The organism is Caballeronia sp. Lep1P3 (assembly GCF_022879595.1).
GTDB lineage: Bacteria > Pseudomonadota > Gammaproteobacteria > Burkholderiales > Burkholderiaceae > Caballeronia.
The window spans coordinates 144,905-171,094 of the sequence record NZ_CP084270.1; the positions used below are offsets into that span (position 1 = coordinate 144,905).

Annotated in this window: 20 protein-coding genes and 6 pseudogenes; 10 read left to right on the top strand and 16 right to left on the bottom strand. The window is 59.6% G+C overall.

Translation table 11 applies throughout. From position 1 onward, the window contains the following. The first annotated feature begins 384 nt into the window (after nucleotides 1-384). The gene (locus LDZ27_RS28560; protein ID WP_244818657.1) at nucleotides 385-681 is read left to right on the top strand and encodes a DUF6723 family protein; all 297 of its coding nucleotides are present in this window, start codon (nucleotides 385-387) and stop codon (nucleotides 679-681) included. Nucleotides 682-820: 139 nt separating this feature from the next. After that, a pseudogene (locus tag LDZ27_RS28565) lies at nucleotides 821-1,516 on the top strand (IS6 family transposase). A gap of 117 nt (nucleotides 1,517-1,633) precedes the next feature. Here the strand turns inward: LDZ27_RS28565 and LDZ27_RS28570 are convergent. From LDZ27_RS28570 to LDZ27_RS28580, 3 genes and pseudogenes are all read right to left on the bottom strand, one after another. Beyond that, nucleotides 1,634-1,786 carry an integrase core domain-containing protein gene (locus LDZ27_RS28570; RefSeq protein WP_370653522.1) on the bottom strand — a complete coding sequence of 51 codons (153 nt, stop codon included), beginning with the start codon at nucleotides 1,784-1,786 and terminating at the stop codon, nucleotides 1,634-1,636. A 77-nt stretch (nucleotides 1,787-1,863) separates the two neighbouring features. After that, nucleotides 1,864-3,108: a group II intron reverse transcriptase/maturase gene (gene ltrA, locus LDZ27_RS28575; protein WP_244818658.1), complete on the bottom strand. Its 1,245-nt coding sequence runs from the start codon at nucleotides 3,106-3,108 to the stop codon at nucleotides 1,864-1,866. 546 nt (nucleotides 3,109-3,654) lie between these two features. Further along, nucleotides 3,655-3,795: pseudogene (locus LDZ27_RS28580) on the bottom strand (IS3 family transposase); the annotation flags it as partial. Nucleotides 3,796-3,834: 39 nt separating this feature from the next. Here LDZ27_RS28580 and LDZ27_RS28585 point away from each other — a divergent pair. Continuing rightward, nucleotides 3,835-5,232: pseudogene (locus tag LDZ27_RS28585) on the top strand (IS30 family transposase). 7 nt (nucleotides 5,233-5,239) lie between these two features. On the opposite strand, the pseudogene LDZ27_RS28590 reads toward LDZ27_RS28585, so the two are convergent. The 11 genes and pseudogenes from LDZ27_RS28590 to LDZ27_RS28640 all read right to left on the bottom strand — a co-directional run. Beyond that, a pseudogene (locus LDZ27_RS28590) lies at nucleotides 5,240-6,088 on the bottom strand (IS3 family transposase); the annotation flags it as partial. A 52-nt stretch (nucleotides 6,089-6,140) separates the two neighbouring features. Beyond that, complete coding sequence (locus tag LDZ27_RS28595) at nucleotides 6,141-6,443, bottom strand: hypothetical protein (protein ID WP_244818659.1); 303 nt, start codon at nucleotides 6,441-6,443, stop codon at nucleotides 6,141-6,143. Between the two features lie 94 nt (nucleotides 6,444-6,537). Continuing rightward, nucleotides 6,538-8,114 (bottom strand): IS3 family transposase gene (locus tag LDZ27_RS28600; protein ID WP_244814132.1). Its coding sequence is split into 2 segments (ribosomal slippage): nucleotides 6,538-7,646 and nucleotides 7,646-8,114, totalling 1,578 coding nucleotides; the frame shifts between segments, so codons are not numbered across the junction. 45 nt (nucleotides 8,115-8,159) lie between these two features. After that, entirely contained in the window at nucleotides 8,160-9,533 is a 1,374-nt protein-coding gene (locus tag LDZ27_RS28605) for an ATP-binding protein (protein ID WP_244818660.1), read from the bottom strand. Then, the gene (locus tag LDZ27_RS28610) at nucleotides 9,485-10,567 is read right to left on the bottom strand and encodes a PAS domain-containing protein (RefSeq protein ID WP_244818661.1); all 1,083 of its coding nucleotides are present in this window, start codon (nucleotides 10,565-10,567) and stop codon (nucleotides 9,485-9,487) included. The genes LDZ27_RS28605 and LDZ27_RS28610 overlap by 49 nt, the downstream gene beginning before the upstream one ends. A 207-nt stretch (nucleotides 10,568-10,774) precedes the next feature. After that, the gene (locus tag LDZ27_RS28615) at nucleotides 10,775-12,721 is read right to left on the bottom strand and encodes a phage integrase family protein (RefSeq protein WP_244818662.1); all 1,947 of its coding nucleotides are present in this window, start codon (nucleotides 12,719-12,721) and stop codon (nucleotides 10,775-10,777) included. A gap of 89 nt (nucleotides 12,722-12,810) precedes the next feature. Beyond that, nucleotides 12,811-13,287, bottom strand: coding sequence for an RES family NAD+ phosphorylase (locus LDZ27_RS28620; protein ID WP_244818663.1), 477 nt, complete (start codon nucleotides 13,285-13,287; stop codon nucleotides 12,811-12,813). Between the two features lie 46 nt (nucleotides 13,288-13,333). Beyond that, a complete protein-coding gene (locus tag LDZ27_RS28625) occupies nucleotides 13,334-13,762 on the bottom strand; it encodes an antitoxin Xre/MbcA/ParS toxin-binding domain-containing protein (protein WP_035970327.1) in 429 nt (142 codons plus the stop codon). 244 nt (nucleotides 13,763-14,006) lie between these two features. After that, nucleotides 14,007-14,210 carry a cold-shock protein gene (locus tag LDZ27_RS28630; protein ID WP_040048696.1) on the bottom strand — a complete coding sequence of 68 codons (204 nt, stop codon included), beginning with the start codon at nucleotides 14,208-14,210 and terminating at the stop codon, nucleotides 14,007-14,009. 1,989 nt (nucleotides 14,211-16,199) lie between these two features. Next, complete coding sequence (locus LDZ27_RS28635) at nucleotides 16,200-17,156, bottom strand: ParB/RepB/Spo0J family partition protein (RefSeq protein ID WP_244818664.1); 957 nt, start codon at nucleotides 17,154-17,156, stop codon at nucleotides 16,200-16,202. A gap of 11 nt (nucleotides 17,157-17,167) precedes the next feature. Continuing rightward, a complete protein-coding gene (locus tag LDZ27_RS28640; protein WP_244818665.1) occupies nucleotides 17,168-18,334 on the bottom strand; it encodes an AAA family ATPase in 1,167 nt (388 codons plus the stop codon). 84 nt (nucleotides 18,335-18,418) lie between these two features. Here LDZ27_RS28640 and trfA point away from each other — a divergent pair, with 84 nt between their 5' ends. Next, entirely contained in the window at nucleotides 18,419-19,408 is a 990-nt protein-coding gene (trfA, locus tag LDZ27_RS28645) for a plasmid replication initiator TrfA (RefSeq protein ID WP_244818666.1), read from the top strand. Nucleotides 19,409-20,330: 922 nt separating this feature from the next. On the opposite strand, the gene LDZ27_RS28650 is transcribed toward trfA, so the two are convergent. Beyond that, nucleotides 20,331-20,600 (bottom strand): helix-turn-helix domain-containing protein, encoded by a 270-nt coding sequence (locus LDZ27_RS28650; protein WP_244818667.1) that lies wholly within the window; start codon nucleotides 20,598-20,600, stop codon nucleotides 20,331-20,333. A 54-nt stretch (nucleotides 20,601-20,654) separates the two neighbouring features. Between LDZ27_RS28650 and LDZ27_RS28655 the strand changes: the two genes are divergently transcribed. From LDZ27_RS28655 to LDZ27_RS28675, 6 genes and pseudogenes are all read left to right on the top strand, one after another. Next, a complete protein-coding gene (locus LDZ27_RS28655) occupies nucleotides 20,655-21,098 on the top strand; it encodes a hypothetical protein (protein WP_244818668.1) in 444 nt (147 codons plus the stop codon). An 82-nt stretch (nucleotides 21,099-21,180) separates the two neighbouring features. Next, nucleotides 21,181-21,309 carry a hypothetical protein gene (locus tag LDZ27_RS28935; protein ID WP_255751478.1) on the top strand — a complete coding sequence of 43 codons (129 nt, stop codon included), beginning with the start codon at nucleotides 21,181-21,183 and terminating at the stop codon, nucleotides 21,307-21,309. A 53-nt stretch (nucleotides 21,310-21,362) separates the two neighbouring features. Next, a pseudogene (locus LDZ27_RS28660) lies at nucleotides 21,363-22,306 on the top strand (IS3 family transposase); the annotation flags it as partial. Nucleotides 22,307-22,457: 151 nt separating this feature from the next. Beyond that, nucleotides 22,458-23,684, top strand: coding sequence for an ISL3 family transposase (locus tag LDZ27_RS28665; RefSeq protein WP_244814135.1), 1,227 nt, complete (start codon nucleotides 22,458-22,460; stop codon nucleotides 23,682-23,684). A gap of 34 nt (nucleotides 23,685-23,718) precedes the next feature. After that, nucleotides 23,719-23,916 (top strand): annotated as a pseudogene (locus tag LDZ27_RS28670) (integrase core domain-containing protein); the annotation flags it as partial. 705 nt (nucleotides 23,917-24,621) lie between these two features. Then, nucleotides 24,622-24,945 carry a hypothetical protein gene (locus LDZ27_RS28675; protein ID WP_244818669.1) on the top strand — a complete coding sequence of 108 codons (324 nt, stop codon included), beginning with the start codon at nucleotides 24,622-24,624 and terminating at the stop codon, nucleotides 24,943-24,945. A 117-nt stretch (nucleotides 24,946-25,062) separates the two neighbouring features. Here LDZ27_RS28675 and LDZ27_RS28680 read toward each other — a convergent pair whose 3' ends face one another. After that, nucleotides 25,063-25,971, bottom strand: a complete 909-nt coding sequence (locus LDZ27_RS28680) for a hypothetical protein (RefSeq protein WP_244818670.1) — start codon at nucleotides 25,969-25,971, stop codon at nucleotides 25,063-25,065. Between the last annotated feature and the right edge of the window lie 219 nt (nucleotides 25,972-26,190).

Genomic DNA, 26,190 nt, shown 5'->3' on the forward strand with positions numbered 1-26,190 from the left:
CTTAACTGTACTAAGTCCCGCAAGCGGGTAGGATGGGACGTGGTGGATTGGGGCGAGATGGGAGTGGATAGATTTCCACCCCGCGTATGAGTGGGCATTTCTGTCATGAGTAAGCCCTCGCGCCGCTTTGGCGGCAATATGAGAAGGTATTTGGAGCAGTATCGGTAGCGCGACACGTTGATCGCATCGCACGGCCTTCGATGAACCACCGACGTAGCCAAGTTTGTTGAAAGCACCGCTGGGCGTCAAGAACCCTTCGTTGCCGGCTGGCTTCTCTGCGGACCTTCCCGGAGAGAAGTGCCGTACGGAACGTAGCCATTACGGACGATTCACCCCTTAGATAGCATCGCAATACTAAAGGCAACAGCCAAAGCATCCAATTCGATGACGCACATCACTGGAAAGCGCCCAAAACTTGTTTTGTACCCAACCCGAACGGTCGCGCCCGCCGCAGGCTCGACCGAGGAAGATTTCGCTGTCTACGCGTCGTATCGCGGGAGCGTCGCCGGGGGATATTACGGAACCCTCAAGGTAGTACGTCTAACCGACAGTCGTTTGCTCTACCCGTTCGATGGTGCGGAGGTCATCGGCCCGTATCCTACTAAAAATGCTGCTGTTACCGCCGCCCGCCAAAGAGGTGACGACGTTGTTCGCGCCGACCTTGCAAGACCTGAGCTTTGATGCTTGCAAGCTTGCGGGTGGTCCGATGCGGCGCGTCGATGCCCTTCCAACAGTGACCGCTATCTACGGGGCCCTTCGGGCTTTGTCGCAGTAAGCGTCGGGTATCATGCGCCTGTCAATACGGACGATCGAATGCTCGATGACGACTCTAAATTCAGCCTTGGCCGCGGTGCTCAAGCGTTTGCATTATCCGCTCGACGTGATGCTGACGTGCGTGCGCTGGTACGTGGCGTATCCGCTGAGCCTTCGGCATTTGGAAGAGATGATGGCGGAGCGCGGAATCGGTCGATCATTCAACTGTGCACCGCTGGGCCATCAAAGTATTGCCGGTCCTCGAGAAGGCCTTTCGCCGTCACAAGAAAGCCGTCGGTCGGAGCTGGCGGATGGATGAAACGTATATCAAAGTCCGCGGGCAGTGGAAGTACTTGTATCGCGCAGTCGACAAGGAGGGCAACACGGTAGATTTTCTGCTGTTGCCCATCGTGACAAGACTGCAGCGAGGCGCTACTTCGAAAAGTCAATCGAGCAAAACGGCGAACCGGAGACGGTGACAATTGATAAGAGCGGTGCGAACCTCGCCGCGCTGGATGCTCTCAACGCGGAGCGGAAAACACCGATCAAGATTCGCCAGAACAAGTATCTGAACAATATTGTCGAGCAAGATCATCGGGCGATCAAGCGACGCACACGGCCTATGCTCGGCTTCAAGAATTTTCGTTGCGCTCGGATTCTGTTGAGCGGCATCGAACTCATGCATATGATCGCCAACGGCCAATTGGAAGACCGTGGCGTCGGATACACTCATGCACAGCAGTTTTACTTACTGGCCGCATAAGTAATCCTACATATCTGCCATTTTTTCACCCTCTTTGCTTACCGCGACAAAACCAGAGAGGTGGCCTCGGTAGTTCGGACAGTTTTCCGAGGACTTTAAGTGGAGCGTCCGAGGCAATCATGCTGCCGATTTAATCGCTGGCAGCGTCGCGAAGTATGCCTCATTCGGCGTCTGATCCGCTAAGCTCGAATGGGGCCGTTTCCGGTTGTATAACTCGATGTAGTCGCCGATGGAGCGCCGGGCGTGGGTGACCGATTCGTAGGCCCTCAGATAGTTGAGTAGCCCGGCGGAGTCGCACCGCCAGGCCCTCCCAGAACTGTACGTGAGCCTCTCGACTCATACAGCTCCTATCGTCCAGCCGTGGCTCCGAGCGTCCAATGCGCGAACAGGGTCGGTCGCCGCATTTTCAGACGCCGCAACCAATCCCAGGCCCGCAGCTTGTGCGTTCGGAGTTTCTTGTATTTGCGCTGAGCCCAACGCACAATGAATGAATCCAGTGTGCGTAAGGCCCCGTGAAGAGCCGAAGGCCGAAACCGCCCGTAGTAGCGAACCCAGCCCAGAAGTACCGGCTGCGTCCATCGAGCAACGTCGACAAGTTCAAGGTCATTGCGACTATGCAACCGCCACCGACGCATTCGCAATCGCATCGACTTGGCCGCTTTGTCGCTTACTGCGGGAGCGAAACTGACGAACAGTGCGCCAGAGCGATTCATCGAGCTCCGGGGCCGGAAGCAGTAGCCCAGGAAATCGAAGCGTTGCACCGGATAGCTGCCGCGTCGGTTATCGTCCTTGCAGTAGACGATTTTGGTCTTCTCCGGATGAAGCTGCAGTCTGCAAGCCGCAAGCCGGGCATCGAGCTCTGCTCGTAGTTGCTTAGCTTGCGTCTCGCTCTTGCAGTGGCAAATGACATCGTCGGCGTAACGCTCAAACAGGACGCCGGGATAGTTTAGCGACATCCATTGATCAAACGCGTAGTGCAAGAACAAGTTAGCCAATATAGGGCTGACGACCGCCCCTTGTGGCGTCCCTCGATCCCGCGATACCAGAGCGCCATCGGGCATACAAACCGGTGCGACCAACCATCTCTCGACGTATAGCATCACCCACTTGCAGTTCGTATGTCGACGTAGCGCGCGCATCAGAAGTTGATGGTCGATATTATCGAAGAAGCCTTTAATATCAAGATCGAGCACCCAGTCTGAGCGCCAGCAACGCTGACGCGCGACTGTGAGTGCCTGATGCGCTGAGCGGCCCGGCCGATAACCATACGAGTCGTCATGGAACACTGGCTCCAGAATCGGTTCGAGATATCGCCGTACCACCATCTGCGCGATGCGATCCGACACGGTCGGAATCCCCAACGGCCTTGTCGTGCCATCAGCCTTTGGGATCTCCACGCGCCGCACGGGAGGCGGGACGTAGCTGCCCGAGGACAGCCGGTTCCAGAGTCGATAGAGGTTATTACTCAAGTCCTCTTCGAACTGGGCAATCGATTGTCCATCGACGCCCGCCGCACCGCGATTTGCCTTCACCCGCTTGAACGCTTCCCACACCTCACGTTTGGAAATATCAAACGGCTTTGCCTTATCCATGCAAGTCCTCCCCTTGCGGGTTGCTCGCCTGGTCAAGCCGGACGACGACGCTCCTTCGGTCCAGCTCCATTACAGAGCCTTCAACCCTACTACGAACGCCTCCGCCCCTGTGCCCCGCATCGGTACTCTCACCCTTGCGAAGGCTATCCGCTTGGGCTTCTCCCTTAGCATCGGGACGACAGGTTCCTACGTTCCTTACCAAAGCCTGGATCAAGATCACGCCGCCTTCATGCCGGAAGCCGGTTGGGCAGTAAGCAGGTATGCCCCCAACCTTTGTCGCGGGATAGAAGTCAAGATCCCGGTTTCGACTTCAGTTAATACGTTTCGACACGTCATCAGCGGTTCACTCGCGTTCGTCTTCCTGATCCTCACCTGACGGAGTCGAGCCCCGCCTTTTCCAGCAACGCTCACCACGGGAGCTCTTAACTCACGCAGCTTGTGGTGGTTTGAAGCCTGCTCCTGCAAGCCGACTCCGAGGGGCCCGCCCTCATCTTTGGTAAAACATCGCAACTGTTCTAAGCTCGAACCGTCGCGTTCGTAGCACACGACTTCCTCGTACTTGACGCTGCGCCACACGCGCTCGACGAACACGTTATCGCGCCAGGCGCCTTTGCCGTCCATAGACAGCTGCACGCCGCGCTCAAGTACGGCATCGGTGAACGCGGCGGCCGTGAACTGGGCGGATTCAACCGGTCGTCGCAACACCTTTAATTGAGGTGGTGTTGCATGGCGCGAAGTGCAAAGCAGGTGTATTGGTTGACGGGTCGAGCAGCGATGTACTCGCCGGGCGCCCCATCGCTTGGAAACGAGATCGAGCGACGCTTTTGGCAACAAATCGCGACTGGCATCACGAGCGAGAAAGCAGCGCAGGCGGTCGGTGCGTCTCAAGCGGTAGGCTCGCGCTGGTTCCGCTATCGTGGCGGCATGCCACTATTCATGTCCAAACCTATCGCGGGTCGATACTTGTCGTTCGCTGAGCGAGAAGAGATAGCATTGCTCTCTGTCCAGGGGTTCGGGGTGCGCGAGATCGCCCGTCGTATCGGACGAAGTGCGTCAACCGTATCACGAGAACTAACGCGCAATGCTGCGACTTGAAACGGATGCCTCGAGTATCGTGCTTCGGTTGCGCAGTGGAAGGCAGAACGGTTCGCTAAACGACCTAAGCCAGCGAAACTGGCGACTAATGCGGAGCTACGTCAATATGTACAGGAGCGCTTGGAGGGCAAAGTACATGACGCTGACGGTCGTAAGATTGACGGGCCCAGGCAGACGCCGTTCAAGGGGCGAAATAAACCGCACCGTGGGGACCGAAAGTGGGTCAATGGTTGGTCACCTGAACAAATTGCTAATCGGTTGCAGTTAGATTTTCCGGATGATGAATCCATGCGCATCTCTCACGAAGCTATTTATCAAGCGCTCTATATTCAGGGGCGCGGCGCGCTCAAGCGTGAGTTGGTGGGCTGCCTGCGCACCGGGCGAGCCTTGCGCGTTCCGCGAGCGAGAGCGCGCGCCAAGGCATGGGCGCACGTCAGTGAGGAGGTGATGATTTCCAGTCGACCTGCAGAGGCCGAAGATCGTGCGGTGCCGGGCCATTGGGAAGGCGACCTGCTCATTGGCCTGAACCGATCTGCCATCGGTACGCTGGTGGAGAGATCAAGCCGTTTCACAATGCTCGTGCATTTGCCTCGAGAGAAAGACTATGGGTCTATTCCGCGCACGAAAAACGGGCCTGCGCTAGCCGGCTACGGGGCCGTCACGATGGCCAACGCACTCAAAAAGACTGTAACTGACTTGCCTGCTGAACTCTGGCGATCATTGACGTGGGATCGTGGCAAGGAACTGCCCGATCACGCCCGTTTCACTATTGAGTCTGGCGTGAAGGTATTCTTCGCCGATCCGCAAAGCCCATGGCAGCGCGGTACGAATGAAAACACGAATGGACTGCTACGACAATACTTTCCAAAAGGTACAGACCTGTGCCGGTGGAGTGCTCGGGAGATCCAAGCTGTTGCTAATACATTGAACTCAAGGCCGCGGAAGACTCTCGGATGGAAGACGCCTGCGGAAGCCCTAGACGAGTATCTGGAATCTGTTCAACAATCCAGTGTTGCGACGACCGGTTGAATCCGCCCTGGCTACCCTGATCGGTGTTCACGATGTCTGGCAGCCCGTAGCGGGCGAATGCTTCTTCCAGCGCTTCCACGGCATGTATCGCCTCTAGCGTAATGGCCACCCGGTGCGCAAGAACCTTGCGACTCGCCCAATCTACTACCGCCGTCAGATAGACGAAGCCACGCGCCATGGGAATGTACGTTGTGTCGAGTGCGAAGACCTGATTGGCGCGCTCGATCTTCATGCCGCGCAACAGGTACGGCCAAACCTTGTGCTGCGGGTTGCGTCGGCTCGTGTTGGGCTTGCAGTAAAGCGCTTTCACACCCATACGCTTCATGAGCGTGCGCACGCGACGGCGACCCACCCCATGGCCTTCCGGCGCAACAGACGGACCAGCATTCGCGCTCCGGCGAACGGAAACTCCAGGTGCAGCTCGTCGATCCGGCGCATCAAGTTCTGGTCGGCCTCGCTGACCTGCCGCGGCCGATAGTACGCACTCGATCTGGCAATGCCGACGAGCTTTGCTTGCTGCGACACCGGTAACTGATGGCCACGGTCAATCATCGCTTTGCGCTCAGCAATCCCGCCTTGTTGAGCGCGCCGCTTAAAAAATCATTTTCCAGAGAAAGCTGGCCGATCTTGGCGTGCAGCGTCTTCACGTCTACCGGCGGTTCATTCGATGCCACGCCCGCCGTTCCAAACACGTCGGCCGCACGCTCCTGCAGTGCTGTTTCCATTCCGTGATCTGGTTCGGGTGCACATCAAACTGCTGCGCTAGCTCGGCCAGCGTGCGCTCGCCTTTGACTGCCGCCAGCGCCACTTTCGCTTTGAACGCCGCTGAGTGCGTGCGTCGGGTTCTCTTCGTCATGTTCTCGGTTCCTTTGCCTGCATTATCGCTGGCTAAGCCCCGGGCGTTCCACCTATCCCGCTGTCCGAATTCGCGCGGCCACCTCTCGCAGCGCCGCGACGGTCGCGCCACTGACCGGCACGGTGCGCTGCTTGCGGCGCTTGCCGATCACGGTGAGCGTCCAGACCGACGACGGGCCGCGGCCCGACTCGGCCGAATCGACGGAGCGGGACGACGTTGGCGGCGACGTTGTCTGCGACGGTGATCGGGGCGAGGGGCTGCGCGATGCGCGCGCGTCCCCGGCCACCTCGGCGAGGCGCAAGTCTTCGCGCCGCGCGAGCGCCGCTTCCGCGCGGCGCAGCCCGGGCGGATTCAACCGGTCGTCGCAACACCTTTAATTGAGGTGGTGTTGCATGGCGCGAAGTGCAAAGCGGAAATTTTCAAGCTAGTTGTCGCCTCAACGAATAATTTCAGGCTGCCTTTCTCTCCTGGTTAGGGCGTCGTGGGGTACCGCCCTGGTTATCGATTCGATCCGGGTTCAGGTGCACAGCATCGACGCGTTGCCAGTTGCGCGTTGGGCCTTTCCACCGAAGCGGATTGCGTTGCCGGGCGTACTCGTAGAGCGCCGCGCGTCGATCCAGAATGTCCTGATCGAGGTTGGCATGACGCTGCGCCGGCGTGACGAACCGGATCGCGCTGTGACGATGCTCCTCGTTGTACCAGCGCACCAGTGCGCCCACCCACGTGCGCGCGGCAAACAGGGTATCGAATGCCTTGAGCGGATAAGCAGGTCGATACTTTAGGGTCTTGAACAACGACTCGGAGTAAGGGTTGTCGTTGCTCACGCCCGGGCGACTCAGCGACGGCATGACGCCCAGCGCCTGAAGGGTGGCAAGCATCGTCGCGCCTTTCATCGGGCCGCCGTTGTCCGAATGCAAAATCACCTGGGCGGGCTGTATCGCTTCGCGCGCGCAGAGGTCCTTGAGGACTTCGCTGGCCAGCACGCTGCTTTCCTCGGCATACACCTGCCAGCCGACAATTTTGCGACTGAACACGTCGAGAAACAGATACAAGTAGAAGTACTGCCCACGAACCGTGGTCGGCAGATACGTGATGTCCCAGCTATACAATTGGTTCGGTGCATCGGCGCAAACCGAACGGGGTTTGCTGCGTGCCTGTGCCGGCCGTTCGCTGCGCCGGTGTGCGAGTTGCTTCTCGGCCTTCAGGACCCGGTAGAACGTCGATTCGGAGGCGATATAGCGTTGCTGGTCTGCCAGTCGAGGCACGATCTGGCTTGGCGGCAGATGACCGAATTCGGGCGAGTTCGCGATCGCCAGAAGCTCGGCGCGTTCGTCGGCAGAGAGCTTGTGACGCGGCGCGTGATGCCGTAACGAGCGCCCGTCCACCGCGTCAGGTTCGCCGCGCTGCCAGCGCTGAACCGTTCGAGCACTGAGCCCTAGAATGCTGCACGCACGCGCCTGGCGAGCCCCGGCCAGGGTCGCCTCGCTGATCAGGTCGATCAATGCCTTGCGCTCTTCAGGGACCGTCATTCGGCCTCGCCCCCGAACAGCGCACGGTGCTTTTTTTGCAGCACCAACAGCGCCGCAGCTTCAGCCAGCGCCTTCTCCTTGCGTTTGAGTTCGCGCTGCAGCTCGAAATTGGCCTGCTTCAGATCCCGGACTTCCGTGGCGCTCTCGCGCCGACTACCGGTTCCACCGACCGTGCAAAAATCCGCTCGCCACTGCGCGAGATGATGTGCGAACAGGCCGCGCTCGCGACACCAGCTGTTCAACGCTTCGTCGACCAACCCGTGGCTCTCCTGCAAGGCCATCAGCCGTTCTTCCAGCGACCAGTCTTCCGGACGTCTTGCGTGTTCGGAGCCCGAGCTCCGCTTCGCGGCGGCGGCGCCTCTCATCCACTTCCTTAACGTCAGTACGTTCACGTTCAATTCGTCGGCCACTGCTCCAACCGTTCGGGGGCCGCGCTGCAGGACCTTCGACAGCGCCTGTTCCTTAAATTCAACAGAATACGTTTGTTTCGCCTTCACCCTGTACCTCTGACTCTTCTCGATAAGAAAGTTCAGAGGCGACAACTAGTCTGACGCCGGGGGCAACAGCCCCAGCAACGCCTTGAAATCAACCGGCTTAACAAAGTGATGATGAAAGCCGGCAGCCAAGGCTTTTTGCTTGTCCTGGGGGAGTCCATATCCGGTGACGGCAATTAGGACCGTCTTCGCTGCTTCAGCCTTGCTGCGAAGGAGGCCAGCCAGCTGATAGCCGTCGATATCCGGAAGACCAATATCGAGCAGGCAAACGTCCGGGCGCCACCGTCCGGCGAGCTCAAGCGCCGTGGTCGCGTGCGACGCGTACTCGACGTCATTGCCCGCGGTTTCGACCAACATACCGAGGGCTTCCGATGCGTCAGTGTTGTCGTCGACAATGAGCACCTTCAGGCCCGCAAGCGAAGACGACCCGCGAGCCGCCTCCTTGTCGACGCGATGGACAACCGCATGGGTGACTTCGAGGCAGGGCAGACAGACAACGCACGTGCTGCCCTGCCCGGGGCCCCCGCTCCACGCGTAGACAGACCCGCCATGCGCTGTGACCAGGCTGCGTACGAGCGCCAAGCCAATGCCCAGTCCGCCCTGTGAGCGGTCGGCGCTGCGTTCCGCCTGGGCAAACAACTCGAACGCGCGCGCCGTGACCTCCGGGGTCATACCGATCCCATTGTCCGACACAACCAACTTGACGTGCCTGCGTTCGATGCCCACGCTGAATTCGATCGCGCCTCCTTCGGGCGTGTATTTCGCGGCATTGTTGAGCAGATTGGCCAGCACTTGCACCAGGCGCTTCTGGTCGCCACGCACGAGCGCGGCGTCCGGCGAGGTGTGGAGCGAAAGCCGGTGCTTTTTTCGCTCAATCACGGGCCGCACCTGCTCAATGGCATCCGCCGCCGCCCGATTCAGATCTAATACCTCGAATTGGTATTGGACGAGGCCTTGCGTGACGCGCGAGACGTCAAGCAGGTCATCGATCAAGCCCGTCATGTGCTTTGCCTGGCGAGCAATGATCGCACTGGCCTTACTCACCCGACGCTCATCGTTGGGGAAGGTCCGGATCAGATCCGCCGCGGAGGCAATGGGCGCCAGCGGGTTGCGCAGTTCGTGCGACAGCATCGCCAGAAACTCGTCTTTGCGTTTCCCGGCGACTAACAATTCCTCTTCGGCCGCTGTCCGTTCGGTGATATCCAACTGGGCCACGACCGCGCCCGTGATCTCGCCGTTTTCGTTGCGGACTGGTGCGCCGTTGCTCAACAGCACGCGACGGACGGGCGGTTCGTCGAAACTTTCGATTTCGAACACGTCACCGAACACCTCTTCACCACGCAGTGCTCTCGCCGTCGTCCAGTCGCCGAGCGTCAGAAGCTGTCCATGTCGCTCGGAGTGTCGGCCCAGCGAGCCTTCCACTTTCCCAAATCATCGAGCTGGGTGCGGTCCGGGTGATGCTCGCCCCACAGTTGCGCAAAGGTTCGATTCTCACGTTCAATGGCGCCATGGCGGTCGCTGACGACGATGCCGACCGGCGCCACCTCGAGCAGCGCGTCAAGGCGGCGAGTGGCCGCTTCCGCTAAGAGCGCTGCCGCGCGGGCGCTGCGCTCGCTGCGCGCCAATCGCAGTTGCGCATCGCGCTGCTCGGTTATATCCGAGAACAGGATGGCCACCTGATTCGGCTGAGAGGCGTCGAGGCGAAATGCATGCACGTCGTACCACCGTTTGAGCGCCGCCGCTTCGTTCTGAAAGTGCACCGGGATGCCCGTTCGCGCAACCTGAGCGTAAGCGTCGAACCAGTGCCGCTCATGCTCGGGCACCAGTTCCAGCATGGTTCGCCCGGTTGCATCAACCAACCCCGTGTTCGCCTCAAACGCGGGGTTCACCGTCAGAAACCGATAGTCCGCCGCCCTTCCGTCCCCATCGAATAGCATCTCTATGATGCAAAAGCCCTGCGTAGTTTGCTCTAACAACGTTTGGTATCGGCGTTCGCTGTCGGGGAGTGTCGCATCAGGCGCCGTGTTTGGCACTTCCGGCGAAACGGTGAACGTCTGACGGATGCAGACAAGTTCGCCGCATTGGTCATGCACTGGCGCGTGCTCGACGCTCCAGTCGTGAGTCTCATTGTTTTGCGCGGCAACTTCGGCAGGCCACGAGAGTTGGCTGGCGGCGACAACGACACGGTTCGGCCGGCCGCTCGCGGTTGCGAGCGAAATGGAATGACGTAACGCTTCACGCGTCGATGCGCGATCGGCAGGCGCTAATTGAGGAAGCTTGAAAAGACCGGCGCCGACGATCTGGCTTGCCTGGATCGAAAACGCCTGTGCAAACGCATCGGTCACGGCGAGCACGACGGCATCGATATCCGTGGATAGAAGCAGGCAGGCAGCGGGGAAAGTGCGGAAGGCGTTCTGGTAGACGGATAGAGAAGTCACTTCGTCAGGTTCGCTCATGTTGTGAGTGTGGGCCGAGAACGCAGGCCGGCGTCTGTGATCGCGGGGGGCACGACCTAGCCCCGGTCAGGCCCTGCAGGCTTCGTTTCGACGCGGCCGGGGACGGCGGACATCATCACCCCTGCCAAGCAAACTACGGTCCGTCGGCGCCGGGGCCCGCCGGCCCCACCTCGGTCAAGCACGAGTATGTCGAGGGCGAGCGGTCCGTCACTCCGCTTCATCCGCGTAATAGCGGGCCGCCGCCTCGAGCATGCGGCGTCGTTCAGCCCGCACATAAATCGACGTCGTCTGCAACGACGCGTGACCGAGAATGGCTTGGACCACATCGGTCGGCATTTCTCGTGCGACCGCGCGTGTGCCGAACGTGTGCCTGAAAGCATGCGCCGACGTGTTCGCCAACTGCACCAGGTCGTCGGTGCTGAAGTCGGCCAGCGCGGCACTCTCCCTGGCGAGCCGTTGCACCGCCGTTTTCACGAGCCGCCCGAATGCATCGACGGTGTACGGCCCTTCCTCCGTCGGGGCATCGTGCCGCCCGAGCGCGGCTGGCGTGGCCGGGATCCATTGCGGCGCAATCAGCGGCCCCTGCGCGTGTGGCGCGTTGAAGTCGCGTCCGCGGTCGCGCCAGTGGGCGCGCAGCGCCGCGACGGTCGCGCCGCTGACCGGCACCGTGCGCTGTTTGCGGCGCTTACCGATGACGGTCAGTGTCCAGACGGTCGAACTGCCGCGCTTCGACTCGACCGAGTTCCGCAGCGTTGGTTGCGACGGTGAGCGGGGTATGGAACTGCGCGACGCGCGCCCATCGGCGGTCACCTCGGCGAGGCGCACATCTTCGCGACGCGCGAGCGCCGCTTCCGCCCGCCGCAGTCCAGAATCGCCCATCAGTAAGATCGCCGCCCGCGCGGCACGCCACTGTCGCGCCTCGTCGTCCGACTCCGGCACGCCACCCTTGAACCCGTCGCAGCGGGCATCGAGCGCCTGACGCACCCACGTCCATAAGCTCGCGGGCAGCGCCCGGTGGACTTGCACGGATAGTTCGCGTGTCACCGTCGCCGGTTCGTGCACCGCGCTCCACGGATTGCCGGCGAGATAGCGCACCTCCACCAGCCACGCGAACGCCGCGCGCAGCACGCGCACCGCATACGCCTGACTGTCGGCCGACAAACCCTCCGGCGCGAACGGGCGCCACCGCCCGCTGCTGCGGGGCCGCTTCGGTCCGGTGAACGACGCCAGCGGCGCCTGCAAAAAATCCTTGTACGCCTCGCAGTCCTCGACGGTCAGCGATGACAGCGCTTTGCGCCGCACCACCACGCTCCACAGAATCAGCCGCTCGAGTTCACGCGTGTACGCGCGCAAGGTGGTCGGCCGGTCGCGATAGCGGTGCAGATATGCGTGCACCGCGGCGAGATCGTGCTCGGCGCGAATGAACGCAAAACTCGCGGCGCGATTGAAACCGCTCGCCCCCGACAACTCGGCCGGCACCGCCAGGTGCTCGAACGGCGCGAGCCGCGGTTCGCCCGGATCGCCGCCGACCACGATCACGCGATCGTCGCCCTTCCCTTCGCTCGCGCTTGTTGGCGCCAGGGATGTCGTGTCGACGTCGGCGTCGACCTTGCCGCCCAGTGTCGCCTCATGCCGCCGCAGCCACGCGACGATCGTCCGCGCGCGCAACGCGCCGATGCGCGGCACCGAGCGCCACCAGCTGCCGCCGCGGGCATTGCAGTAGTCGATCAGCGCGCCGAGCGTGCCGATGCCCTCTCCGTTGAGACGCTGCGCGATCAATGGCCGGAACCATAGGTGCACCGCGTGCGCAGGAAGCGGCACCGCCGCGGCGAGGGTCGATGCCTGCTCGACCATGCGCAGGGTCATCGCGGTGAGCTTCGCGCTGCCGTGCTGTCTGATCGACGCCTTCAGGTGGTCGGCCAGCACCGGCGAGCCGTGCCGTAACGCCAGCTGCACCAAGTCATCGCGCATGGTGCGCAGATACCGCTCCATCGCGTCGGCGCTCGCCGCGTGCGGCGCGTACTCGGGATCGTAGTAAAGCCGCGCGATGGTGGCTGCCGGCAGGCGTTGCACGAACGCACGCAGCGCGGTGAAGTCGGTGCGCGTGTAGGTGCGCGGCGGAGGCAAGGTCAGCTGTTGCGGTTGATTGGCCATTGCGGTGCGCTTACTGATTCGTCCATGGAAGCCACGGGCTTCCCCCATGGGGCTCGTCGGGTGAGTCTTTTCAGGGGCGGACGGTGAGCTTAGCCGGGCGACGCGTCCCGTCCGACGGCGAACAGCCGCTGGTCCCATACCACCGGCTGCGGCGCGGACACCACCAGGCGCGCCGCATCCGGATGCGCCGGATTCACCACCGCATTGCATTCCGCCCGCGCGACCACCGACGGCACAATCAAAATCGCCGAGCGCGCCTCGTCGATCCAGCGGTCGCCGAAGCGTCGCGCGACCTGCGCATCCGGTGCGTCCCAGCCCATCGGCAGATCGTCGCTCTCCACCCGCTCGATGGGCACGTCCTCGGACACCTGGGCTGCAACCCACACATGATGCTTGGGGACTTTGCCGATCCGCGCGTGTACCAGCACCTCGAGCATCGCCCCCGCGAAGTTCAGCGCGCCGTAAATCACCGGCCGACCCGGACTGTTGAAGCGGCCGCCGACCAGCATCGCGCCGGTGCCGCTCCACACCGGATGACGGCTATCGGCGATTCTAAAAATCCGCATTAGACCGGCGCCTCGGCTTGATCGTCGACGCTACTCATATTGAGCGTCATGCGGGCAGCCCATAAAACAGCTTCCACAGCAGCTCCTCGACGCGCCGCGCGCCCAGTTCGGTCAGCGCGACCTCGACCGGGGTGCGCCCTTCGAGCAGCGGGTGCGCGGTGTTCAAGAACTCGCGCGTATCCGCCTCGTCATCCCACACGTAGCGGGCGGTCGCGACGATCCGGGCGAGCCGCTCGGTCTTTTCCGACTCGTCGGGACTGAGCTTGTCGCGGCGGCGTTTAAACGTCGCTTCCGGCACGATGCGGGCGAGCAGCGCGCGCCGTTCCTCGGCGCTGCGCGTCGCGTGCTCCACGCCTTCCTTGAGCGCGGACTTCGGCAGCCCCTCGCGCACCTGCGCGTCGAGCTCGGCGACCGAGTGCGGAATGGACGGCAGCGCCATCACCGCGGCAATTTGTTCGGGCGACACCAGCAGCATGGCGGTCTCCTTGGTTCACTTGAACCTTCATTATAGGCCAAATGATACCTCTACCCTAATAAAACGAAACGTAAAGCCGCCTACCCGCCATTCTAGCCATTAAATCGTTCACTGCTAATAATAATTAGCAGACAAGGCATCTTCCATTATTGGGTCGCTTTTGGTATCGGGCGGTGACTCTTAAGCCTCCGCCCCGCCCTACCAGCGCCCCGGGCGACCGCTCAGATCGCCAGGACGCCGTGGCTTACGCCGGCTTGATGTTCGACGCCTGCTTGCCCTTTGGCCCCATCTTCTCGTCGTAGGTCACCTTCTGGCCTTCGGCGAGTGTTTTAAAGCCTTCGGCGCGGACTTCCGAGAAGTGCGCGAACAGATCGTCACCGCCGCCGTCCGGTGTGATGAAGCCAAAACCCTTTGCATCGTTGAACCACTTGACCGTACCGGTTGCCATTTGTGTTTGACCCAAGAAAGAATTGAAGACGGCGCCCGCCATATCGCGAGCGCGGGTGCCTATCTTGATCGTGGGCCTCGTGCGAGGCAACCCGGTATATCCCCCGCAGAGATGACTGGCAAACGAACCTAACCGGTGCGCACGCGTTGGCCTAGCCTGATACCCACGCGTTATCAGGCTTAAACAGCTTGTCTCGATCAGGAAGCTTTCCGAAGCAAAAAGGCGACCGGCGGAGCCCTCAGCCCTGCCCTATGACGGTCTTAGTACAGCCAGAAGGTAGGATAAATCCGACTCTGGCAGTTAGTCGCCCATGACACGTGATAACTCAACGCGTGGATTTACGTCCAGCACGGACGGTGGATCGACCACCATGTGCACGCCTAAAGCGGCGTTGACATCGCCGTGACTGTGCGGCGCCGGAGAGGATCAAAGGGCCGTGCGGGACGGCCTGGCGTGCGTCCGATGCGCATCGACGTCACGCCGCTGGACACGGGCGAGCCGCCCACTCGAAGTGGCGCCCAGCCGCTGACGGTGGCGCATGAACAGCGCTGCTGGCCGTGGGCGGATCGACACGTTGGCTCAGCCGGTGCGCTGATCCGCGCGCAGGAGGACCGCCTCGGGACGCTCGGGTGCAAAGGACACGATGCGTTGCGGGCCACATTTTTGTTGGGTATTTACGCGAGACCTTCAGACGATGGCCCCGCACACCGCCAGTTGATTGTCAAACAAATCGAGCGCTTGAGACGAAGGCGACAAAGATCCGAGCGGGTCGATCATCGACGATCATCCCGCTGCATCCGTCTCAGTGCAGCGGACCCATGCCTGCTAGATTCCCGCTTCATTGCCTATAAGGGCTTGACGAGCCGAACGTCGCTGGGCAAGTTTTCGGCCGGCGGGTTCCGTCGGCCCCCATGCTGTTCCAGACACTCCCCGAAGAACGGACGGACCCGTGGCAACGCAGTGCAGTCAAGAAACCCAATGCCGCCGCACCCTACGGTTCTCCGTCCCGACGGACGCTTGGCGGACCATTACATCGACGCCAACGGCGCCCTCGACAAAGTGCGCGATGGCGCGTCGCCCGGGCGGTCAACGCCGCTGCGATCGACGGCTTGGGCGTGGTTCCAACGCGCTTTGACGTCGCGCCGCGAAGCTCTGCTGAGCCGCCCAGCCAGAAAAGCGACGCCTATCCGCTGACCCTCGCCTCTGAACAACGCATGCTGGCTTGGCGAATCGAGACATCGGCGCGGCAATGCGCTCATCCACGCGCAGGAGGACCGCCTGACGACGCTTGTCCGCGACGGACACTACAGGGCGCGGCGACACCGATTGTTGAGGTTCACAGAAATGCCTGCGAAGCGGGGCGAACGCCCGTAACCGACGCTCCTGCCAAGCTAAGCTTATTCGGCAGCCGCGAAGCCAAAACCTGGTTACCGCCGCGTTTTGATGCTCAACCCGCCTAAGGCCTTCGCCACCTGCCGTTGCTGGCCCCAGGAGCAACGCAGGGACGCCTGTTACGCGCTCGATGTAGCCTGGCAATCCCCCGAACGATTTCTTTGTTACCAGGTGGGACCTCGCCATCGGGAAGTCTAGCCGAGAAGCGACCTGCTTCATTGCGGCAATCGCGTTTGCGGTGACGGTTAAGCTGTCGCTGTAGGCAGTCGGACTAGCATGCTTCGCGCGTTCGGCGATTGATATAGCAGATTGGTAGTTGCATGTCGGCATGCTCTCTCGGAAGCAGCTGACACCGTCAATTAGCGGGATGGGTGCCCCGTCGTAGACGATGGAGCGAGGGATGGGGACGTTGCTGCCGGCATCGAGCGGATTCGTCACCGCCGGCGATCGTCACAGCGACCAATTACCGGCCGAGGAAAGCAGATCAAAGAGTGGAGCAGTCCGCCCATCGACCAGCGCGCGAAAATTTTTCGGTACCCGCAGCGTAGGGGATGCGGACGAAAGAGCGTTTCTGCTTCAAGTCGCGCGGCGACTAGCTCACCCGGGTGAGCTCTCAGACTGTAGTGATGCCAGGAAAGCGCGAAGCGATTCCAATTTTTCTGGCCCTAGGGTTGACTTATCAATGTCAATGGTTGCCTTCTTGTCCGTCTCATTCCAAGTGCCGAACGAAAAGTTCACCCGGGTGAACTTCTGGGCGCTTCGATTGATAAGGGCTTCGTAAATCGCCTTTGGCGGAAGAGACTTGCCTGCGACTGCTTTCGCTGCACTTATAACCGCGGCGGAATCAACATCAATGACCTGCCGTAACTTTTCAGCCCACTTCGGCTGGATATCGCTTGGCGACCGAAACGCATCCACAACAGCATCAGGCAGTTCAGCAAGTGCGCTGTACCGGCTCATCAAACTTTTGGTTTTCCCCAGTACGGCTGCGATCTCCGACCAGTTTCGGTAGAGTTTGAGATCAATCCCTCGTCTGTAATGCATGGCGAGTTCATACGCCGACAGGTCTTTTCGCTGTTCGTTTTCCCTGCTCATCTCTTCGAAGAGATCCTTGTCGGACATGTCCTCCTGAATCATTGCCAGGACCGGTAGTCCAAGTTCCAAGCACGCTCGATGTCGTCTGTGTCCAAACACAACTTCGTAGTTCGGGCCGATTCGTCTCACCTTGATTGGCTGTACGTTTCCGCCCGCGCTCAAGATCTCTTGCTTGAATGTTTCGAATGAAGGTCCTTCAAACGAACCCTCGATTCGATTGGCAAACTTCGACGCTTTGATCGAATCTGCTGTGAGTTTCCGTGTCGGGAGCGCACCATCATGAAGCGCAAGTCTCCTTTGTGCCTCGCTCAGGTCCCTTTCGACCTTTTCGAGTTCTCCCGTGAAATCCGTGACTCTGTTCATTGCGATTCGCGGCGTTCTACGCTCCAAACGTGGCATGAGTGCCGGATCCAAGGCCGCAGCGGCGAGTCGGGCCGCCTCCTCTTTCTTACTTGTCATCAGCTAACTCCTCAATTAACCCAGACACGCCTGATTTGAGCCTCTACTTGGTCGACGGCTGCGTCATAGGCAACTCGCGCCGTCTGATATGTCTTGGCACTACCCGTGTACCTGGTTATGTCATAGACCGTAGAAAACTTCGTCCCGGACGAGCTCGATACAACTGTCTTCGGAATTTCGCCTGTCATTAGCTTGTCCCCGTACGCCACTTTTACCCATTCCCTCACCACGCTTTCGTTCACATTTCCCTGCCCCTCGGTCATGCAAAGCAGCACGTCGATAAATTTCCACGTCTTTTCAGCACCCGCTTGCTCGGCAATCGAAGAAGCTAAACCCGAAAAAAGAGTCCAGAACTGGCTCGAACTGGCGAAGTCCATGCCGCGAGGTGGTATCGGCATGATTAGCCCGTCAGCAGCGAAGAAGGCGTTCAAAGACAAGTAGGAAAGCGTTGGAGAGGTGTCAATTAGAATGACGTCATACTCCGCTCGAAGGTCCTGCAATCCTTTGTTCAGCACGTCATAGAACCGAAAATCGGGCTCACGCTTCGACTGTCGACTTGGGATGTGAAACTCCGCTGCGAAGGCGACTGGACTACAACCGACGACGTCCAGTCCATCCCAGTAGGTCGGCTTGACTGCATACTGGAGCGACAGCTCATCCCCAGCGCATAACGGCAAAATAGTGTCTTCCTCTTGAACTTGAGTATCTGGCAGGTAACCGCATAGGCTCGTAAGCGACCCCTGCGGGTCCAAATCTATGCACAACACCCGGTACCCAAGAAGCGACAGCCCTTGTGCCATACACATTGTCGTAGTCGTTTTACTTACACCGCCTTTGCTGTTCCCGGTCGTTACGACTACCGCCCGGTCATCTGGTCCTCGCGTATACGACCGCCCGTAAGCACGTGCCCAGCGCCGCGCCTCGGCCAACGTGAAATCGCGACGGGATTTGTTTATTTCCTTGCCGGCGGGAAGATCCCCCTTTGCGACCCGTCTCATGAGGGCGCTGCGATCGATGCGGCAAAGAGCAGCAAGTTGGGCGACGGAGAAAGTAGGGGGCTTTTTGATGTAATCCGGCGAAAAAATGCTATTCCGAACACGCTCTACAACGTCCGCTACGCGATTGGCCTGATCCTCGATGTCATCGATCGTGTATTCAGGGCGCAAAGGATCAATCATTGTCCGTCCGATTAGAAATTGTTGTTATACTCGAAAAAAGTAATCGGCAATAGAATACCTGATCGACGCCGAGGAACAAAGCAAATGACAAAGAAAACGCCGAGTTTGATTTCCTCCGAATTTCTTGAATCCCCAGCTACGACCGAGAAGGTAGCGGCCAAGGAGACAGCTCTCGAGATCGTCGCAAGGCTAGAGAAATCCCTCGCCGGGCGGAAGAGCGCAAATCAACAGTCGCCACGACCACCGACTCGTGTCCAGATTCCGCTATGGTCGGAAGACCATCGGCCCGTGCTGCACGATCTGGTTCGGTCCGCGCTCTTCACCTGCGGGCAAAGGGATGCACGTATGGATCTCAAGGCGAAGCCGATCTGTGCGCTAGAACACATCAAGATCACGTACACAGGAGAGGAACTGCGCCAGCGCGACTATGACGTCTACTTGCAGATCCTCCATTTGTCTCGCGGTGCCACTGTTGACAATCGACAGGAGTGGGTCGAGTTCGAGGCCCGTTCTCTCATAAAGATGCTGGGCTGGACTCAAAACTCTCGCAGCCTCGTAGAACTGCGGGAAACCATACGTCGATTAACGGCGTGCGCGCTGGAAGTAACTCGCTCCCGCACGAAAAGCAGCGCTCCCGTGGTCTATGGCGGACCACTCCTGCTGAAATACGCCGGTGCGCAAGAGGGCGGTTTTGACGAAGTGACCTTTTGGAAGGTGCAGATAAACAGCGAGGTCGCAGCACAGCTCAAACCTGGGGATTACACACGTATCGATTGGCAAATCAGGACCAAGCTTTCTCCTTTGGAGAAGTGGCTGCATGCCTTCTACTCGACCAATCAACATCCGTATCCGATGAAGGTCGAGACAATACACAAGCTATGTGGATCTCGTATGGCTGAGGTCAAATTTTTCCGCCGCGCGATCAAAGCCGCACTAGACCGCTTGACGGAAGTAGGGTTCCTTTCGTCTTGGGAATTGGACGAAACTGACAAGGTAAGGGTGGTCCGCAGTCAAATGCTTACTGCCAACGCCGATAGGGTAGCGAGCGACGCGGGTCCGTTGACCCAAGGCTAACGCAACCGCAGTTCGACTTCAGTCAAATGATCACCAGCGCTTCAATCAACGGTGACCATTTGACTCGGAACAAGCTCGCCAGCAGCCCGGAGTCAAGTCGAATAGTCACCAACGGAGCGACGAACCGGCTTTTCGCCCGAAGCTGCAGCGGTCTGCAACGTAAAAAATACAAAAAAGTGCCAGTTTTGCCAGCATAAGGGATGAGAAGCGCATCATCCACAGAGCAATAGTCGAATGCTCACCGCTCTAAGTCAGATGCGCACCGATACAAGTCAAATGCTTACTCCAACTAGTCGGATACACACCCACTTTAGTCAAATAGCCACCGGTCGACCGGCGTAAACATCTGAATTTACTAGGAAACCCCGGTCGCTCGGACAGGTGCTAGAAGGTTTTAAGAAGGTTCTTAGCTCTTTCTTAGACAATCTCAGATACGAAGATTGAGCAATTCCTGCAAAGAGGGCGAACACATCGGTCACGGCACAAATAGGGGAGGACGCTTTCCCTGAAGAATTGATTGTCGTAATAGGCGCCGTATTCGTGTGTGCACAGCAAGAACCAACTCTGAAAGCCCGCGACCCACGCCGGTTACCTCGATCGCTGCCACGGGGTGCTAGCGTCTAGGTAAGGCTATCTGCACGGCCGCCCGTCAAGCACAAAGGCACCGTCTGCAACGCGGGCCCCGCTCTGGGCTGAGAGCCGCTTATCAAAGACAACAAGGATGGGCTCGAAGAAGCTTCACCGTTGTTTGCCGCTCGTGCGCGCATCGTCGGGAATTGCTCAAGGTGACGGCCGGAGCATTGCCAAGGCGTCGCCCTCTGTGGTCAGCGACCTTTGAACGTCTCACTCGGATAAGCGCTAAACGTTTCGGGCCCAAAGGCGGGCCGTTTGGCCGACTACCGTCAGAAAACCGCACTTCATCTCACGATCCGGAGCCACTCCCATTGCCGGCCTCAGCACGCGCCAATAGTTGAGAAGGCGACCATTTCAAGACTTCGCAAATCCGAAGAATGTTAAGGATCGTGACGTTCCGCTCGCCGCGTTCAATCTTTCCCATGTGACTGCGGTCGATGTGGGCCTCATGCGCGAGCACCTCTTGCGAAAGGCCGCGTTCCTTGCGCAGCGCGCGAATAGCCCGTCCTAGACCAATAAGATAGCCGGTGCCGTCACTAGCAGCTGAGATTCTTTTCATACCTCCATGGTCAAGATGCTATGCTTTTATGACCACGGTATTTAAGACCCATCCATGCAAACGAAACGTTTTGAGGTTGCACGCGGGACGGCGCGGTCTGCCACGTTTGACCTGCCACGGACCGATGTAGTGGCCTTATCGCGCGAGCTGAGCGCACGCGGACCGGAGGCTGCGCTGCCGCAGAACCTGAGCGACGTGCGATTGCGCGCGCTAGTTCGCGATATCGTCGCCAATGACGGGCTTCACGATCAGATGGCCGTGAAAATCCTGGCCCTGACTCTCGCCGCCGTGCAAAAGCCGGATTTGAAGTGGCAAGAGACGTGGGACGGCAACCACCTCTTCGAATCAGAACCCTTGTCGTCTTACCTTCGAAGCTATCAGCTCGCTCTCATCTCGGAGTTTGTTGATCGGCAGGTTGGTGTGCATGGCGCGGAATACGCCGTGGATAACTTTTTCGATCAAGTAAAGGCTAGCCGCCGGAACATGAATACGGTTTGAAGCGCGGCCGGCGAATCCCGAGCGAAGAAGAACGGCAGGGCCGCGCCATCGATCAGTAGTCCAGTTGCAATCACGAAGGGCCATGGAGAACGAAGTCATGCTCGAAAACAATCCACCGCCGCTGACGATCGCGTCGCGGGTTCTTTCACCCGAAACGCTTGCCGCACTTCGTCGCTCAGAGATGGCTCCGGAAATCTGGACAGTCGGTTAGGTGGAGTCGCTGGGTTTTGAGATAGGCATAATGCCTATAAAGGAAACCAGACGATGACGAAGAGAACCCGGCGCACGCACTCAGCGGCGTTCAAGGCGAAGGTGGCACTGGCAGCAGTACGCGGGGAGCGCACGCTCGCAGAATTGGCGCAGCAGTTTGAGGTTCATCCGAACCAGATCACGGAATGGAAGCGGCAGTTGCAGGAACGAGCGGCCGACGTGTTCGGCGCGACGAGCTCGCCCGTCAATGAGCCGCCGGTGGATCTGAAGACACTTCACGCAAAGATCGGCCAACTGGCGCTGGAGAATGATTTTTTGTCCGGCGCGCTCGGCAAGGCAGGCCTGCTGAGCGCAAAGAAATGATTGATCGTGCCCACCCCCTAGCGGTTTCGCGGCAGGTCGAGCTGGTCGGCATCAGCCGATCCAGTGCGTACTATGCGCCGCGCCCGGTGGGTGCCGCGGATCTGGCGCTCATGCGCCGTATCGACGAGTTGCACCTGGAGCATCCGTTTGCTGGCGCGCGCATGTTGATGCGCCTGCTCAAGCGAGAGGGCATAGTGGTCGGCCGCAAGCACGTCGGCACGTTGATGCGCAAAATGGGCATCGAAGCGCTGTATCGCAAGCCGAACTTGAGCCGCAAACATCTGGCCCACAAGATCTGGCCGTACCTGCTGCGCGATCGGAAGATCGAGCGCAGCAGTCAGGTGTACGCATTGGACACGACATACGTGCCTATGGCACACGGCTTCGTCTATCTCACAGCTGTGATCGATTGGGCCAGCCGCCGTGTTTTAGCGCACCGAGTCGCGATCACGATGGAAGCTGAGCATGCGGTGGCGGCGCTTGAAGAAGCATTCGCGAAATATGGATTGCCTGAGATCGTCAACACCGATCAAGGCAGCCAATTTACCAGTACAGTCTTCACCGACGCGGTCCTCTCGCGCGGAATCGCCCTGTCGATGGATGGCAAGGGAAGCTGGCGGGACAACGTTTTTATCGCCTCTTTTGAATTCTCAGTGGGTGGTTTGGCGGGTCAAGGGCGAGCGTAAGCTCGGCGCAGGGAACCCTTGAGGCGCACTGATTCGATAAGCTGAGTCATGGCTGGTTGCGGCAGAATGCTGCAACCAACCATGCAAGACGAAACGAACAATGACGAACCAACTGTTTGAAGCCGCTCTGGGAATCAAGGCCCCGTGGTATGTACAAAGCGTCGACTTTGATGCCGGCAAACGCCAGCTCACGATTGCCGTGGACTTCGTCGCGGGCAGCCGGTTCGGTTATGCCAGCGTCGCCGGCGAGCATCCGGTGCACGACACGCAAATCAAGCGTCTGCGCCATCTGAATTTCTTCCAGCACGAGTGCTATCTGGAAGTACGGGTGCCGCGCGTGCGCTTGCCGGACGGCTCGGTACGGTTGGTGGAACCTGATTGGGTCGGCCAACTCAGCGGCTTCACGTTGCTGTTCGAGGCGCTCGTGCTGATGCTCGCTCAGCAGATGCCGTTTGCTGCCGTGGCGCGCATCGTCAACTTGTCGTGGCACCGGGTTCACGCCATCTGCTCGCGCTATGTGGAACTGGCGCTCGCGTCGGCGGACCTGTCGGATGTGACGATGGTGGCGATTGACGAAACCTCGTACCGGCGCGGTCATGAGTATCTGACACTGGTTGCCGACATGCAGGCGCGGCGGGTCGTGTTCGTAACAACCGGCAAGGATGCCAGCACGATTGAACGCTTCGCCGCCTATCTGGGCCAACACGGCGGCAAGCCCGAGCAGGTCGGCTCGGTCAGCATCGACATGTCGCCGGCTTTCATCAAGGGCGTCGACGAACATCTACCCAATGCGCGGCTGACCTTCGACAAGTTTCACGTCGTCGCGCACGCGTCCAAGGCGCTCGATACAGTGCGTCGGCAACAACAGAAGGTCGACCCGGAACTTAAAGGCATGCGCTGGATACTGCTGAAAGACGCGAACAAACTCAATCTGGCCCAACTGACCGACCTCGAGGCGCTTATCAGTCAGTACACCACCAGCCGCACGGCCCGCGCCTGGCTGTATCGCGAGCAACTGCGTGAGATTCTCGAGCGCAAGCAAATCAATGTCGTCTCCGAAATGTTGCAACAGTGGTGCACCAACGTCATGCGCTCGAAGGTCGAACCAATGAAGGACGTGGTGCGATTGATTCGCCGGCACTTCGACGGCATCGTCGCCTGGACCCAGACCCGCCAGACCAACGGCTTCATCGAAGCCATCAACGGACTGTTTCAGGCCGCCAAACGCAAGGCACGCGGATACGCTCGCTTCGAAACCATGCGAACGGTCCTGTTTCTCATCGCAGGCAAACTGGACTTCTCCGCCTTCAACTCGCATGCCCGCTGAAGGCCGTTACCCACTCCGCTTTCAAAAGAGCCTTTTTATCGAACGACTGTGGCGCAGCGTGAAGTATGAAGAGATCTATTTGAAGGCCTACGAATCCGTCGGCCATGCACAGAAGTCCATCGCTAACTACCTCACCTGGTACAACAAACAAAGGCCTCATTCAAGTCTGTCGGACAAGACCCCAGATGAAGCCTACTTCGCGATGCTGCCCGCGATCAGAACGGCAGCGTGAGCACCCAGCGTTCCACTTAAAAATCGAAAAAGCTGTCCGAACGAACGGGGCCACCTCTCTCTCCCTATCACCTTGCGGCGTGGCGGATCGCCGATCGATGGGCGCTTGAGCAGCCCGAGGATTTGCGCGCGCTCGAGAGACAGGGCGAAATCTTTGTTCACGGCTTCCCGCTTTGCGAAGCGATCGTTGGGCAACTCACCGGGGATCGATTCACGTCAATTCGTTCGCCCAACTGCTGTAAATCGGGCGGACGAGTCGGACGACGAGGCCGACAACGACGGCGATAGACATTTAGACGGTGACGCGGACACACGAGGATGGACCGAAGCGTTGAACGCTTGACTAAGCCTGGACAAGCAGTAACGGCGTATACCGACTACTACTACTACTGCGTCGACGGGTAAGCGGACGACGACCGGAGCATCGAGGACGTTTGACGATGCACCGGCAACCGATGGTTGCGAATGCCAGCCGCACGGGAACAAAACCCACCTGGCAGCTACAACGGAAGCCCGATCGGACATGCCGCTCTCGCCCAAAGGCAACAGTCTGCGGTCGAAAGGAATGCCCTAAGCGCTCGACAATGGCGCATGGACGGCGTACCAGCAAGGACAATGGTTCGATGAGACGGCGTTCTTGCGGGCCGTGGACCTTGTCGGTGAGCGGGCTGAATGGATCGTTCTCCCAGACGTCGTGCAGGGCGGAATGGCGTCGCTGGAATTTTCGCTCGCGTGGAAAGAGCGTCCGCGCGAGATTCCGACGAAGCTGCTGATCGCCGTACCGGACGGCCTTCAGCTAGATGACGTGGCGCGGGAGCTTTGTCCAGCCGCGGGGATTTTTATCGGCGGTTCGACCGAATGGACGAGGCCACTGCGGGCGCATGGGATCATTGGCCCGCCGCCGCAATTGTCATCTTTACGTTGGACGGGTGAATACAGTTCGCCGGATCGTGATTTGCGCCGCCGCAGGCGCGAACGGCATCGACGATACGAGCGTCAGCCGCTACGCCAAGACCCTTTCGAAGCTTGACGCGGCATCGAGGCAAGATGATTTCTTTTCGACCGCCCACGAGAACGTTCGCGACGCCCAGCATGCTAGGTAGCGACGTCGACCTTTGCGCACTAATGAATTACGCCGCCCGATGCGTCAAAGGTTCACCGGCATTTTCACGAAATCTTTGCTTGTTCTACCTTTGGTGGGCGCGATCAGTCGCCCCACCGTCCGCAGAAGGTGGATTTGTCGAAACGCAAGGAAGCCTTTGAAGGGCTTCCCCGACACGTAGTAGACCATATCCCCCTCCCTTAGCTCCACGTCCTCCAGCAGTTCCGTTCGCTCATCTGTCGCGAGGCTAACTTCCTCGATTTGAGCCAACGTTCTCGCGCCTTCACTTTGGACATCGGGCGCAGCCCGGTGACTTTTTTCTGACGTCGGAAGCGCCGTCGACGGCTTTTCTTCGACGGCGGTTTCGGGCATCCCCCTCTCACTTCCAACCCGCGCCGGTTCGGACGCCGCCGCAGTCGGTGGCGGAACCGGCGCGGCCGGCGAAGCCGGTCGTGGGCTTTCCCGCCGTGGCAACGGCCGTTCCGCACGTCCGGATTCCGCTTTCGGCACCACCGGTGTGCCCGTCGACGGCATAGCCGTTTCGTGCTCCAAGATATTGATAAGCCTAGGCGCGGAGCGGGCTACTTTTGCTCTCCTTACGGCGATTGCGTCCCCGTGCGCGGTTCGGATCGCCACAGTCTGTGTGACTAACGCCTTGCGGGTCGCGGCTACTTTCTTTGCATGGCGAAGACTTTCTGCCGCTAGCTCAGCGTCAGTTTTAAGGTCGAAAAAGTACTGTCTCAAGGTGTGGACCGAGATGTGCCAGTCAGCCTCTTTCTGCAGAATCTCAGCCATTCGCTCAAAGCTCATTCCTTTTTGACGCGCCGCGACCAGGGTGTTTAGCAGCTGCGTTAGCGCTTCCCTGCCGCGAAATCTGTCGTCTGGCAGTTCGTTGTAGATCGCCTCCAGCAGCTTCTGTCGAGCGATCTCAATCTGGTCTTGGGTGATGCTCATTCGGGTCGACGACATAGCGTGCCTCTTTTTCTCCGTTCGAGTCGGCTGGTTAATAATCATATTATCATCATAACCTTCAGACGAATTCGTTTGTCGTGGCACCCTCCAGATCCTGCACTGAAAGTCCTTCTACGCAAGCTTGGATGAACTGGACCAATCGGTGATCTTTTGGGTAAGCGAAATGCAGCGCCGTCATGCGCTTCGCTTTGCAGGCAAGTT